Source organism: Citrobacter sp. Igbk 14 (assembly GCF_028069825.1).
Classification (GTDB): Bacteria; Pseudomonadota; Gammaproteobacteria; order Enterobacterales; family Enterobacteriaceae; genus Citrobacter.
This window is the reverse complement of sequence record NZ_JANEWM010000001.1, coordinates 50,346-64,527: the sequence shown is the minus strand read 5'-3', so window position 1 is coordinate 64,527 and position 14,182 is coordinate 50,346. Positions and strand designations below refer to the sequence as shown.

The following is a 14,182-nucleotide window of genomic DNA, read 5'->3' as shown; positions in this document are numbered from 1 at the left end:
CACGAGACCATAAATTGCCGGATGGCGCTTGTACCGCCCCCCGGCAATACTCAGGTGCGTTGTTATTGCTGTAATAACGCACACATCTCCTGCTCCAGTACATTTAATACCTTTCTGAGGTGCGGCACCTGCAACCCGCCAAAACCAAAGAACATCACCGCATCGGAATTTTTTTGCCTCCAGGCTGTTTCTGAACCGTTTTCAATTTCCTGTAATGTATCAAAGCGTACCCCTGCCTGCAGGCAGCGTTGGCGTAGTTTTGCGATGACGTCAGGCGACCAGTTAATGCGTAATGAGAGATGTAACCCTGCCGAGGCACCATCGATCTTTCCTTCAGGGAACAGGGCTGATAAGCCATCACGCAGTAATGCGAGGCGTGCTGCGTAGTTGCTGGCTAGCTTGCCGAGATGAGTATAAAACACCTGGTTTTGCATTAACTCGGCTAAAAACTGCTGCAATAACCACTGGCTACCATTGTTGTTCAGCGCTTTCATATTTTGAACGGCGGGCAGCAGTTCATCAGGGCAAACGAGGTAACCGAGACGTGCCCCCGGTCCCAGCGTTTTTGAGAAGGTCCCCATGTAGATAACCCGGTTGTGGTAATCCATGGCTTTCAGTGCCGGAAGGGGATTCTCACCATACGTAAATACGGCGTCGTAATCGTCTTCAATAATCCAGGCGCCCACTCGCTGTGCCCACGTGAGTAATGACTTACGTCGTTCAAGTGACAGAACACTGCCCATTGGATACTGATGAGCGGGTGTCACATAACAAAGCTGGGTTTCAACCTCGGGTAAATTATCGGTGCACAGCCCGTGATTATCCACGGCAATAGACGTAATATCGGCACCATAATAATTAAACAGATGCCATGCGCCAGAATAACAAGGTGATTCGGCGACCACGTGACATTTTTTATTCTGGCTTAGTGTATGATGAATAATAAATATTTGACTGAGCAGTGATAACCCTTCCTGAATTCCATCAGTAATGATGATGTTTTGTGCACTGGTATTAATGCCGCGGGATAAATTAAGGTATCTGACAATTTGCTCACGTAATGAAAATAATCCGTTTGGTGAATGATATCGGGTCAGTAGCTGCTCTTTAAGTACGCTGGGGGCATTATTCCATTTACGCCAGCTTGACCAGGGAAACGCATTGGGGTCAGGGACACCCATCCGGCAATAGCACTCACGCCCCATTTCAGCGTAAACATCGGTAGAAACACCGGCAGGCTTCGGCTTTATCGGCGGTGAGCCTTCCGCAGATGGCACGTGTACCGGGGGACTACGCATAGGTGCCGTAAATGTGACTTCATAGCCGATACCCTGCCTGCTCTTAATAAAACCGGCCGCCATCAGTTTTTCATACGCCATCACCACCGTGATTTTGGCCACGTTTAGCGTCTGCGCCTGCTCGCGGATAGAGGGCAGTTTATCCCCGCAAAGCAAATCGCCTTGCTGAATTGCCTGAAAGTAAAATTGAAAGATCTGCAATTGTAGCGGGGTGCGACTTTCCCTATTGAGAGACAGTGTCAGCATGAGGAAATTCCTTGTTTAAACAATAACGCCATATTACACGTTTCAGCATATTGCTATTTTGACACGCCTCATAGAGTTAAGGCTGTTCCTATAATCTGAAATCGCTGTCTCTATTTTTGCTTTTTAATATCCCTTAGCGTGATGCTATTAAAAAAATGGAGGCAGGTATGTCGTGGATAAAAAAGAACGCGCTTTGGTGTGCGTTAGGTGGCGCAGTCGTAATGGCCATTGTAATTTGGGGAACATGGCAAGGAGTCCATTACACCAGCACTACGGAGTTTTGTTTATCGTGCCACTCGATGCGCACATCAGGAGAGGAGTATAAAACCAGTGTGCATTTTCGTAATGCCTCTGGTGTGCGAGCGGAATGTAAGGATTGCCACATTCCCCCGGGAGTGGTCCCGACGCTTGTGCGTAAAACCGAAGCCTTAAACGATCTCTACCACACCTTTATCTCACCTTCGATTGATACCCCGGAAAAGTTCAATGCCAAACGGGCTGAGCTCGCCCAGCGAGAGTGGGCGCGGATGAGCGCCAACAATTCGGCAGCCTGTAAATCGTGTCACAGCTATGAAGCGATGGATCATGGAAAACAATCCGCCAATGCCGCGGCGCAGATGACGGCGGCAGCGGCGAAGGACAGCAACTGCATTGACTGCCACAAAGGGATCGCGCACCACAAACCGGACATGAGCAGTGGCTTTCGCGATCGCTACAAGCAGCTACAACAGCAGGGAGAAAAACTATCAACTGCGACGACGCTGTTTTCGTTAAGCGAAAAAACACTAACAGCTACGGCGGGGGCACCAGCAGGGAAAGCGCTGTTATTTCCGGCAACCCAGGTCAAGGTGCTGCAAAAAGAGGGGAACAACGTCCAGTTGGAAGTGACGGGCTGGCGTGAAAGCAAGGGGCGTGGGCGGGTGATCACCCAGTATATGGGCAAACGCGTATTCTCCGCAGTCCTTGATGCTTCACTGATGGAAAACGTGAAAGTCCTGCAAACCCAGACTGACCCTGGTTCGCATCAGGAATGGCAGCAGGTGAGTGTGACCGCATGGACCTCCGCGCAGGGACTCATCGATAGCATTACTCCGGTGTGGGAGTACTCGGATCAGATGCTGCAATCGACGTGTAGCGCCTGTCACAGCACGCCGCCAGCTACCCGATACACCGCCAATGGCTGGATTGCCGGACTGAAAGCGATGTCGACGTATTATCGACTCAATCCGGTGGAAGAACGTACGTTGTTGAAATACCTCCAGACCCACGCCAGTGATGTGTCTGAACCCAACAAATAATAAGGATAAGATATGGATATTCATGACTTTAATCCGTCACGCCGTCGTTTTCTGACCGGAATGCTGGCGGTTGGCGCAGCCAGTGCGCTGGCGCCTAATCCGCTGATATCAAAAGTATGGGCGGCGGGGGAAAACCCCGAACAATGGATCCAATCCGGCTCACATTATGGTGCTTTTGAAGCCAAAGTGGTTAACGGCGAGTGGACGGAAACGCGACCGTTCAAACATGACAAACACCCGTGCGATATGCTCAATGCGGTCCGTGAAATCGTCTACAATCCTTCACGGGTTCGCTATCCGATGGTTCGACTGGACTGGTTACGCAAGCGTGAGAAGTCGGATCGTAGCCAGCGGGGAGATAATCGTTTTGTGCGGGTTAGCTGGGATCAGGCGCTGGACCTGTTTTATGAAGAGCTTGAGCGGGTGCAAAAAACCTACGGTTCATCCGGCGTCTTTACCGGGCTGGCGGATTGGCAAATGGTGGGCAAATACCACAAGGCTGGCGGTGCAATGGACAGAGGGCTCGGTTTGCATGGTAGCTATGTGACGACCGTAGGCGACTACTCAGCGGCTGCAGCGCAGGTTATCTTGCCGCATGTAATTGGTTCGCTTGAAGTCTATGAACAGCAAACCTCGCTGCCGCTGGTTATCGAGAACAGCAATACCATCGTACTGTGGGGCTGTGATCCCATTAAGAATTTGCAGATTGAATTTTTGGTTCCCGATCACGACGCGTTTGGCTACTGGCAGCAGATCAAAGAGGCCGTCGCCCAGGGCAAAATGCGCGTCATCAGCGTTGATCCGGTGCGGAGCAAATCACAAAATTTTCTGGGGTGTGAACAGCTGGCGTTACGACCACAAACCGATGTTGCGTTACTGCTGGCACTTGCACATACCCTGTATGAAGAAAAACTGTACGACACGGCATTCATTAACGACTACACCGTCGGCTTCGAGCAGTTTTTACCCTACCTGATGGGAGAAACAGACAAGCAACCGAAAAACGCCGAGTGGGCTGCGGAAATCTGTGGACTGACGGCGGATCAGATCCGTGATTTTGCCCGGCTGTTGGTGAAAGGCCGGACGCAGTTTATGGGCGGCTGGTGCGTACAGCGTATGCACCACGGCGAACAGTATCCCTGGATGCTGGTGGTGCTGGCCAGTATGGTCGGTCAAATTGGGTTACCGGGCGGCGGTGTGGGGTTCGGCTGGCACTATAACGGCGGAGGGACGGTGACGTCAGCCGGACCGGTACTTTCTGGTCTGGGGAGCATTAACAATCCGCCAGAAGCGAAGTATAAACCGGATTTTCGCGGTGTATCTGAGCATATCCCTACCTCACGTATTGTTGATTGCCTGCTGGAACCGGGCAAAAAGATCGCCTTTAACGGTGAGACGTTAATCTACCCTGACATTAAAATGGCGATCTTCAGCGCGGCTAACCCGTTCCACGCCCAGCAGGATCGCAACCGAATGATCGAGGCGTGGAAGAAACTGGAGACCGTGGTGGTGTTAGATCACCAATGGACCGCATCCTGTCGTTTTGCCGATATTGTCCTGCCTGTTACTACACGCTTTGAACGCAATGATATTGAGCAGTTTGGCACTCACTCGAATAAGGGACTGATGGCGCTGCATCAGGTCGTCAAACCGCAATATGAAGCGCGGCATGATTTCGACGTGTTTGCCGGACTCTGTAAACGTTTTGACAAGGAGACGGTATACCGGGAAAACCGCGATGAAATGCAGTGGGTACAAGCGCTCTATGACGAAGGCGTCAAAATGGGTGCCTCGCTCGGTGTCACGTTGCCAGACTTTGACACGTTCTGGAAAGGTGAAGGGTATGTTGAATATCCTGCGGGACAACCGTGGGTTCGTCATGGCGAATTTCGCGATCAGCCCGATCTTAATCCTCTGGGTACACCATCAGGTCTGATTGAAATTTACAGCAAAACGATCGCCGGTTTTCAGTATGACGATTGCCCTGGGCATCCGGTGTGGATGGAGCCGTTTGAACGTAGTCATCAGGGCAGGAAAGACAAATATCCACTGCACCTGCAATCCTGTCACCCGGATAAACGCCTGCACTCCCAGTTGTGCTCAAGTGATGCGTTTCGCAGCACGTATGCGGTAGCGGGAAGAGAACCGCTTTACATCAGCGAGCAAGATGCTGCCGCGCGGGGTTTAAAAGCCGGGGATATTGCACGGGTCTTTAATGCGCGCGGTCAGGTGCTGGCGGGGGTGGTGATTAGCCCTGATTTTACCCCCGGCGTGATCCGCATTCATGAAGGGGCATGGTATTCCCCACTGGAAGGTGGGAAAGCCGGGACGCTATGTACCTATGGCGATCCAAATGTCCTGAGCGCAGATATTGGTACGTCTCAACTGGCGCAAGGGCCTTCAGCGCATACTGTGCTGGTGGATGTTGAGCGCTATCAGCAACACGTTCCACCGGTCACGGGATTTGGTGGGCCGGAGATAGTGAAAGAGGAGGGGGGAAATGCAGCATAACCTTATTTGTCAGCAACGCGCTGCGGTCTATCAGTGGTTTTCACAATTGCTGTTTCGTGAGCTGGACCAGAAACAACTCGCTCGTCTTGAAAGCGAGGATACCCGACAGTGGCTTGCGTCGCTGGCGGGTATCCCCGGGCTTTCGCTGGATGTTAAAAAACTGGAACGTAGCCTGACGCAGGTTCTGCGTCGTGAAAGCCGACAACTGGAGCTGGCCGCAGATTTTGCAACGTTATTTCTGCTGGCACCGCCTGGTGGTGTTTCCCCGTATGCGGGACATTATCCCCATACAACGGCGGCTGAAGAACGTCGACAAATGAATGTACTGTTGGTTGAACACGGACTGGCTGCGCAGGAAAATGAGCCTTCCGATCATATCGCTATACAGCTGGCATTGATGGCGAGGATGGTGACCAAAGAGGAAACGCTATCTGCACAATATTACTTTTTACACCATCACATTATGTGTTGGGTTCCCTTGTTTCGTGATAGCTGCCAGCAGCGTGATGAGGAAGGGTTTTATGCGCGGGCGGTTAGCGTAATTGTGGGTTTTATACGGGAAGATGAGCAGTATCTGGAATCACTGTTGATGGATGATTTTTATCTCAGTAGCCAACGCTGAAAATGACAAAGGGACAGCCTGTGCTGTCCCTGATCGTCAATGGGCGGCAGAGGTATTAGTCTGCGCGACCCATATAGCGGCGTTCTTCGATATGAATACGGATTTTCTCACCTGCACTCAGATACTCAGGAACCTGGATCACCAGGCCGGTGCTCAGGGTTGCTGGCTTGTTGCGCGCACTCGCTGAAGCACCTTTAATACCCGGTGCGGTTTCAACGATTTCCAGATCTACGGTCTGCGGCAGTTCAAGCGCCAGTAATTGGCCGTCCCAGGTCAGTACCTGCATGTCCGGCATCCCGCCTTCCGGGATGAACAGCAGCTCTTCTTCAATCTGGTCTTTGGTAAAGGTATACGGGGTATAGTCTTCTTTATCCATAAAGACATATTCGTTGCCATCGACGTAGGAGAAATCAACCCCGCGGCGGCTCAGGGTGACGGTATCCACGATATCGTCGCCTTTGAAGCGCTCTTCAACTTTCAGACCAGTACGGACATCAGAAAAACGCATTTTGTACAGCGTAGCTGCACCACGTGCGGACGGTGATTGAATATCGATATCTTTTACAATCAGCAGCTTGCCGTTGTAATTCAGTACCATACCTTTTTTAATTTCGTTCGCTCTTGGCATCGAAAAAATCCTGTAGTGAGGAGTGTCTAAAATATCGCGTCAAACTACTCGCGCCGGGGCATTCAGGCAAGCGGAATTCACACTTTTGCTGGTGCAAAAAAGGTGGTATACACTCCGTCCTTCTGGTTACCTCGTTGTTGGCTGTGTGCATGCCATCTTGAGGTACGCCGAATGAATTTGTGTATACTGTTCGCTACCTGAACAATCCGATGGTTTACCCTAAAGAGAATACTGTATGGAATGCCGTCCGGATTGTGGCGCATGTTGCACTGCGCCTTCTATCTCCAGCCCTATCCCTGGCATGCCTGATGGCAAGCCCGCCAATACGCCATGCGTTCAGCTAGATGAATCCCTGCGCTGTAAGATTTTTGCGTCTCCGTTGCGCCCAAAAGTGTGTGCCGGTTTGCAACCCTGTGCGGAAATGTGCGGTAAAACGACACACCAGGCCATGCTGTACCTTATTGAGCTTGAAGCGTTGACTGCACCTTAAACGTCTTTGATACGCACCAGGCACACAACCGTCGCGACGATCATCACCAGCGCAAACCAGAATACGGCATGATAATTCCAGATTTCTGCAGCAATACCTGCCAACGACCCGGCAATAATCCAGCCTACGCGGATGGTATTGGTGTACAACGTTGTGGCTGATCCCGCCTGTCCCGGCATCAAATCCTGAAAATAAAGCATGCCAATTCCGCCGAGGATGCCGATGTAAATCGCGTTCAGCAACTGTAAGCCGAGCAAAACCGCCGGTGAATGTGCCAACAGCATGCCCGCATAAAAAAAGAACCCGGCGATGGCGGCAATTCTCATCAACAGACGTTTGCCCAGACGTTTCGCAAAATATCCGGCAATCAGCATGGTTGGGATTTCCAACCCTGCGGCGGTACCCATCATGATACCGGCGAGTTTTTCCGGCAGATGCAGTTCATTGATGATAAACAGCGGCATATTAATGATATAGAGGCTGTTGGTGCCCCACATTAATGTACAGATAGCAAAAAGCAGCAGCGTATCACGACGATTACGGCGTGGAGCCTCAACCGCACCTGTCGCGAGAGGTACGCTTTTGTTCATTGACGGTAAGAAAAACCAAACCATCACGCCGCAGACAACAAATGCCACCGCGGCGCTGAGATACATCACCGTAAAGCTGAACCCCATGGCCAGCGCGTAAGCCAACGGTGGGCCGATCACCCAGGCCAGTGAAACCTGAGCACGTAAAATAGAGCTGAACATGACGGCTTCCCGGCCAGTGCGATCGGCATGTTCACGGGCGAGAGCAAACATTTGCGGGTTGGCGGTGGAGCCAAAGCTACTGAGGAATACACCGACAAACAGCAAAATAAAATAGTTTCGGTTCCAGGCAAACAGCACGCAGGCCAGCATGCCCAGTACACAGCAAAAAACGATCAGGTTTTTACGATCGCCTTTTTTGTCAGAGCGTCCGGCCAGAAACTGACTTACCAAAATGCCGATGACGGCGCTACCGGTAAAAAAGAAGCCCACCATTCCCGGACGAGCATGGACTTCATCGGTCAGAAAAAGACTTAGCGTAGGTGTCTGTAATGCCCCGGCGATACCCGTGAGAAAAGCGACAAGCAGGAACGCCGAAGACGTTAAATCAAACGCCTTGGGTGTGGCGGCTACGGGGGTGTTATGCATGTTTAGCTATCAGTGAAGTGAAGAGAGGCGGAGTTTACGCTGCTCGCCAGAAAATAAACAGGGCACGAAATCAAAATCGCTATGGAAAATCAAAATGTCATTTCAGTCTGAGATGTCCACATGCTGACGATGCTGAAGTTGAGTAGCTGAACACGTTTTTGCGTCAGCTTGTTTCAAAGAAACGCTGAGAAAATGTGCGGTATATCTAAATTCAGCAAGTTAATTGTTAACTTTACTTGCGTGCTGAAGCAGAAAGATCCAGACTCCTTGAAACGTTTCAGCGTCATCTTGCCTTAACTGATGGAGTCGGGTGGCGCCTTTTTTCTCATATTAGCTGAATCGTTTCAATTCAGCAGGAGAGGAGAATCATGTTCCAGTTATCTGTTCAGGATATTCACCCGGGCGAACAGGCCGGGAACAAAGAAGAGGCTATTCGCCAGGTTGCCGCAGCCCTGGTGCAAGCGGGCAATGTTGCAGACGGCTATGTCAATGGCATGCTGGCGCGCGAACAACAAACATCGACGTTTCTCGGCAATGGTATTGCCATTCCTCACGGTACGACAGACACACGCGATCAGGTGCTGAAAACCGGGGTTCAGGTGTTTCAGTTTCCGCAGGGGGTGACGTGGGGCGAAGGTCAGGTTGCGTATGTGGCAATCGGCATTGCAGCCAGCTCAGATGAACACCTTGGGCTGCTGCGTCAGCTGACTCATGTATTGAGTGATGACTCGGTTGCGGAACAGTTGAAATCCGCCACCACGGCAGAAGAGTTGCGTGCATTGCTGATGGGCGAAAAGCAGAGCGAGCAGCTGAAGCTTGATAACGAAACGCTGTCGTTGGACGTCGTCGCCAATTCACTGGTGACGCTGCAGGCGCTGAACGCCGCACGTCTGAAAGAAGCCGGTGCAGTAGATGCCACCTTTGTGGTCAGAGCGATTAACGAGCAACCAATGAATCTTGGTCAGGGCATCTGGCTGAATGATTGTGCTGAAGGCAATGTGCGCAGCGCCGTCGCGGTCAGTCGTGCGGCAAGCGCATTTGACGTGCAGGGAGAAGCTGCTGCGCTGCTGGTTACTGTCGCGATGAATGATGACCAGCCCGTTGCGGTGCTGAAGCGTCTTGGCGATCTGTTGCTGAGCAATAAAGCTGACCGTTTGCTGAAGGCGGATGCTGCGACGGTGTTGGCGCTGCTGACCAGTGATGATGCATTAACTGATGATGTACTGAGTGCCGAGTTTGTAGTGCGTAATGAGCATGGTTTACACGCCCGTCCGGGCACCATGCTGGTGAATACGATTAAACAATTTAATAGTGAAATAACCGTGACGAATCTTGATGGAACCGGAAAACCGGCAAATGGACGCAGTTTGATGAAAGTGGTGGCATTGGGCGTGAAAAAAGGACACCACCTGCGCTTTACCGCACAGGGTGAAGATGCTGAACAGGCGCTGAAAGCCATTGGTGATGCCATCGCGGCAGGTCTTGGGGAGGGCGCATAATGAGCAGACGTGTTGCAACTATCACCCTGAACCCGGCTTACGATCTGGTCGGTTTTTGCCCGGAAATTGAACGCGGTGAAGTCAATCTGGTGAAAACGACCGGTCTGCATGCCGCAGGCAAAGGGATTAACGTCGCAAAAGTGCTTAAGGACCTGGGGATTGACGTGACGGTCGGCGGCTTTCTGGGTAAGGACAACCAGGATGGTTTTCAGCAGTTGTTCAGTGAACTGGGCATCGCTAACCGTTTTCAGGTGGTGCAGGGGCGTACCCGTATTAATGTCAAGCTGACTGAAAAAGATGGTGAAGTTTCTGACTTCAATTTTTCCGGCTTTGAAGTCACGCCGGCTGACTGGGAACGCTTTGTGAATGACTCACTGAGCTGGCTGGGGCAATTCGACATGGTGTGCGTTAGCGGCAGCTTGCCGACCGGCGTGAGCCCTGAAGCATTCACTGACTGGATGACGCGCCTGCGCAGTCAGTGCCCATGCATTATCTTTGATAGTAGTCGTGAAGCGCTGGTCGCCGGCCTGAAGGCAGCTCCGTGGCTGGTGAAACCAAACCGTCGTGAACTGGAAATCTGGGCTGGCCGTAAGCTGCCAGAAATGAAAGATGTTATCGATGCGGCACATGCTCTGCGTGAGCAAGGCATTGCGCACGTGGTGATTTCACTCGGTGCGGAAGGCGCGTTGTGGGTCAACGCTTCGGGTGAATGGATTGCTAAGCCACCGTCTGTTGAGGTGGTCAGCACTGTAGGTGCGGGTGATTCGATGGTTGGCGGTCTGATTTATGGCTTGCTGATGCGTGAATCCAGCGAACATACCCTGCGTCTGGCGACGGCAGTTGCCGCCCTGGCGGTAAGCCAAAGTAATGTTGGCATTACCGATCGTCCTCAGTTGGCCGCAATGATGGCGCGTGTCGACTTAAAACCGTTTAACTGACAGCAGGAGAGGCATAATGAAAACGCTGCTGATTATTGACGCTAATCTCGGCCAGGCTCGCGCCTATATGGCGAAAACCCTGCTTGGAGCGGCGGCACAGAAAGCGCATCTGGAGATCATCGATAATCCAAATGATGCAGAGCTGGCGATTGTCCTGGGCGATAAGCTGCCTGTCGACAATTCGCTGAACGGCAAAAAGGTCTGGTTGGGTGACATCGGTCGTGCGGTTGCGCATCCCGAGCTTTTTCTCAGTGAAGCAAAAGGCCATGCGCAGCCATATACCGCGCCGGTTGTGGCCACGCCAGTGGCAAGCAATGGTCCAAAACGTGTGGTGGCAGTGACAGCTTGTCCAACAGGTGTCGCACATACGTTTATGGCTGCTGAAGCCATTGAAACCGAAGCGAAAAAACGCGGCTGGTGGGTGAAGGTGGAAACCCGTGGCTCTGTAGGGGCAGGTAATGCCATTACGCCGGAAGAGGTTGCCGAGGCTGATCTGGTGATTGTGGCGGCTGATATTGAGGTTGATCTGGCGAAGTTTGCTGGAAAACCGATGTATCGCACGTCTACGGGTCTGGCGCTGAAGAAAACGAAGCAGGAACTGGATAAAGCGCTGGACGAAGCGACCCCGTACCAGCCTGCCGGGAAGAATCAGACTGCGGCCACCGAAGGAAAAAAAGAGGGTGCGGGCGCGTATCGTCACCTGCTGACCGGTGTGTCTTACATGCTGCCGATGGTGGTTGCGGGTGGTCTGTGTATTGCGCTGTCATTCGCTTTTGGTATTGAAGCATTCAAAGAGCAAGGTACGCTGGCAGCAGCACTGATGCAGATTGGTGGGGGCTCAGCCTTCGCACTGATGGTGCCCGTTCTGGCAGGTTACATTGCATTTTCTATCGCTGACCGTCCCGGTCTGACGCCGGGTCTTATCGGCGGTATGCTGGCGGTAAGCACCGGTTCTGGCTTTATCGGTGGGATTATCGCCGGTTTCCTTGCCGGTTATGTGGCGAAGCTCATCAGCACGAAGTTGAAACTTCCACAGAGTATGGAAGCGCTGAAACCGATTCTGATTATTCCGCTGCTTTCGAGCCTGGTCGTTGGTCTGGCAATGATTTACCTGATTGGTAAACCGGTTGCGGGCATTCTGGAAGGCCTGACTCACTGGCTGCAAACCATGGGGACGGCGAATGCGGTTCTGCTTGGCGCGATTCTTGGTGGCATGATGTGTACCGACATGGGCGGTCCAGTGAACAAAGCGGCCTACGCTTTTGGGGTGGGTCTGCTGAGTACGCAAACTTATGCACCGATGGCAGCCATTATGGCGGCAGGTATGGTGCCACCGTTGGCTCTGGGTCTGGCAACGCTGGTTGCGCGTCGTAAGTTCGACAAAGCACAACAAGAAGGTGGCAAAGCGGCACTGGTTCTGGGTTTGTGCTTTATCACCGAAGGGGCAATTCCGTTCGCGGCACGCGATCCGATGCGTGTTCTGCCATGCTGTATTGTCGGTGGCGCGGTGACGGGAGCAATCTCAATGGCTGTGGGGGCGAAGTTGATGGCGCCACACGGCGGACTGTTTGTACTGCTGATCCCTGGTGCCATTACCCCTGTACTTGGTTACCTGCTGGCGATTGTTGCTGGTACGCTGGTGGCAGGTCTCTCCTACGCGGTGCTGAAGCGCCCGGAAGTGGACGCCGTTGCGAAAGTAGCCTAACCCTTCTTTACTTCCCAGGGCAGAGATTTCTCTGCCCTTTTTTATTCTTTGATCCCGACAGTTGCGGCACCGCCACAATAATCCATCCTGCCTTAACCAAATTCGATAAAGTGCCCTTAAATCAAACTCATCACGGAAATCGAATATGAAAAAAACGCACATTTTTGCCTCTCTGTCACTCGCTACGCTGTTGCTTACAGGGTGCTCAACCACCTATGTGATGACAACAACATCAGGGACAACGATAGAGACGCAAGGAAAACCTGAGCAGGATTCCGGGACAGGATTGACAAAATATGCTGACACCTATGGCTATCACCGCGTGATTAAAAGCAGCGAGGTGAAGCAAATAGATAAAGGTAAGACGGTATTGCTATGGTGAACCCGGTCAGGTAAGTCGCGAAGCATTCAGGGGGCGATATCGCTTTCGGCCCCCCAGAATAAAACGGGTCAGGCAATCATTGGCGCGATGATAAAACCAAAGGCAACGCCCGCGATGATCCCACCAAGTCCTGGTAACATAAACGGATGGTTTAAGACGTACTTGCCCACGCGTGTTGTCCCGGTGGTGTCGAACTCCATTGCCGCCAGTGAAGTGGGGTATGTGGGGAGAACAAACACACCAGTCACTGCCACATAGGAAGCCAGAATGGCCCAGGTGGGTACGCCGAGCGCGACGGCAAGCGGGATAATCAGCGGCGTGGTGGCTCCCTGCGAATAGAGCAGCGCGCAGGTCCCAAACAGTACCAGAGCCAACAGCATCGGGTAGGCCTGTAGAATATTACCCGCGATGTCTTTAATTTCCGCTAAGTGCGCGTCAATGAATGTGGTTCCCAGTGTAACTATGCCGAGAATGACGGCCAGTGAACTCATCCCTGCTCGAAAAGTGGATGTCAGTACAATGGCATCTGTAGATGTTTTGCATAACACGACCATCAGGCAAGCGGCAGATAACATGCAGATAATAATGATATCCCGCGTATTCATCGGACTACCGACGTCGAATCCCGGACGTAGCTGAGGGCAGGCAGCAAGGATGACGATGACGATGGTTGCCAGCATAAACAGAGCGACGGAAAGCACGGCACCCGGCGTCGTACTACTCTGGCTTTCATATTTACGGACCAGACCTTTTTGCAGGCGTTGCAGATACACTTCGTCATCCTGTAGCTCGCACCCCTGGCGTGAAGCGATGAATGCGGCCACCATGGCGGCAACGAACGAGGCGGGCAGGCATACCGCCATGACCTGTATAAAGCTGACGCCGTTTCCTTCCATGATGGTCAGCATTGCAGCCATTGCAGCACTGATCGGTGAGCCGGATATTGCCACCTGAGAGGCGACGACGGACCCTGCGAGTGTGCGTGAGGGGCGGATACCCGACTCTTTCGCAACTTCGGCAATCACCGGCAGGGTAGAAAAGACAATAAATCCGGTCCCCGCCATAATGGTCATCGACCAGGTAATAATAGGCGCAATAATATTGATATATTTAGGGTTACGCCGCATAAAGTTCCCGGCAACACGTACCAGATAATCCATACCTCCGGCGGCCTGTAGCGCCGATGCTGCCACGACAACCGTCATAATAATAAGAATAACGTCCACGGGCGGCGAACCAATTTGCAGCCCAAATCCCAGCGTTAATATAGCCAGCCCCAGCCCGCCACATAAACCGATACCAATTCCGCCAAGGCGGATGCCAAAGAATATTGCCCCTAACACTACGATAATTTCCAGCCAAATCATGATGGCCTCCGCCAGAGAAT

12 protein-coding genes are annotated in these 14,182 nt (G+C 52.3%); 8 read left to right on the top strand and 4 right to left on the bottom strand.

Annotated features, from left to right (window positions below; translation table 11 throughout):
* Positions 1-62: 62 nt before the first annotated feature.
* Complete coding sequence (gene pdxR / locus NNN64_RS00280) at positions 63-1,544, bottom strand: MocR-like pyridoxine biosynthesis transcription factor PdxR (protein WP_271440081.1); 1,482 nt, start codon at positions 1,542-1,544, stop codon at positions 63-65.
* Positions 1,545-1,711: 167 nt separating this feature from the next.
* Here pdxR and torC point away from each other — a divergent pair, with 167 nt between their 5' ends.
* From torC to torD, 3 genes are read left to right on the top strand one after another with little or no spacing between them, the layout of a single operon-like run.
* Positions 1,712-2,842, top strand: a complete 1,131-nt coding sequence (gene torC / locus NNN64_RS00275; RefSeq protein WP_271440080.1) for a pentaheme c-type cytochrome TorC — start codon at positions 1,712-1,714, stop codon at positions 2,840-2,842.
* 12 nt (positions 2,843-2,854) lie between these two features.
* A complete protein-coding gene (gene torA, locus NNN64_RS00270; RefSeq protein ID WP_271440079.1) occupies positions 2,855-5,353 on the top strand; it encodes a trimethylamine-N-oxide reductase TorA in 2,499 nt (832 codons plus the stop codon).
* Positions 5,343-5,975, top strand: coding sequence for a molecular chaperone TorD (gene torD / locus NNN64_RS00265; protein ID WP_271440078.1), 633 nt, complete (start codon positions 5,343-5,345; stop codon positions 5,973-5,975). The genes torA and torD overlap by 11 nt, the downstream gene beginning before the upstream one ends.
* Positions 5,976-6,030: 55 nt before the next feature.
* On the opposite strand, the gene yeiP is transcribed toward torD, so the two are convergent.
* The gene (yeiP, locus tag NNN64_RS00260) at positions 6,031-6,603 is read right to left on the bottom strand and encodes an elongation factor P-like protein YeiP (RefSeq protein ID WP_271440077.1); all 573 of its coding nucleotides are present in this window, start codon (positions 6,601-6,603) and stop codon (positions 6,031-6,033) included.
* Between the two features lie 235 nt (positions 6,604-6,838).
* On the opposite strand from yeiP, the gene NNN64_RS00255 reads away from it, so the two are divergent.
* On the top strand, positions 6,839-7,093 hold the full coding sequence (locus NNN64_RS00255; protein ID WP_271440076.1) for a YkgJ family cysteine cluster protein: 255 nt from the start codon (positions 6,839-6,841) through the stop codon (positions 7,091-7,093).
* On the opposite strand, the gene setB is transcribed toward NNN64_RS00255, so the two are convergent.
* The gene (gene setB, locus NNN64_RS00250; protein ID WP_271440075.1) at positions 7,090-8,271 is read right to left on the bottom strand and encodes a sugar efflux transporter SetB; all 1,182 of its coding nucleotides are present in this window, start codon (positions 8,269-8,271) and stop codon (positions 7,090-7,092) included. The two genes, NNN64_RS00255 and setB, sit on opposite strands and share 4 nt — an antisense overlap.
* 368 nt (positions 8,272-8,639) lie before the next feature.
* On the opposite strand from setB, the gene fruB reads away from it, so the two are divergent.
* From fruB to NNN64_RS00230, 4 genes are all read left to right on the top strand, one after another.
* On the top strand, positions 8,640-9,770 hold the full coding sequence (gene fruB, locus NNN64_RS00245) for a fused PTS fructose transporter subunit IIA/HPr protein (RefSeq protein ID WP_271440074.1): 1,131 nt from the start codon (positions 8,640-8,642) through the stop codon (positions 9,768-9,770).
* Positions 9,770-10,708 (top strand): 1-phosphofructokinase, encoded by a 939-nt coding sequence (gene fruK / locus NNN64_RS00240; RefSeq protein ID WP_003027446.1) that lies wholly within the window; start codon positions 9,770-9,772, stop codon positions 10,706-10,708. Before fruB ends, fruK begins: the two co-directional genes overlap by 1 nt.
* 16 nt (positions 10,709-10,724) lie before the next feature.
* Positions 10,725-12,413: a PTS fructose transporter subunit IIBC gene (gene fruA, locus NNN64_RS00235; RefSeq protein WP_202038261.1), complete on the top strand. Its 1,689-nt coding sequence runs from the start codon at positions 10,725-10,727 to the stop codon at positions 12,411-12,413.
* A 145-nt stretch (positions 12,414-12,558) separates the two neighbouring features.
* Positions 12,559-12,795, top strand: coding sequence for a YgdI/YgdR family lipoprotein (locus NNN64_RS00230; RefSeq protein ID WP_271440073.1), 237 nt, complete (start codon positions 12,559-12,561; stop codon positions 12,793-12,795).
* Between the two features lie 68 nt (positions 12,796-12,863).
* Here NNN64_RS00230 and NNN64_RS00225 read toward each other — a convergent pair whose 3' ends face one another.
* Positions 12,864-14,162 carry an anaerobic C4-dicarboxylate transporter gene (locus tag NNN64_RS00225; protein WP_271440072.1) on the bottom strand — a complete coding sequence of 433 codons (1,299 nt, stop codon included), beginning with the start codon at positions 14,160-14,162 and terminating at the stop codon, positions 12,864-12,866.
* Between the last annotated feature and the right edge of the window lie 20 nt (positions 14,163-14,182).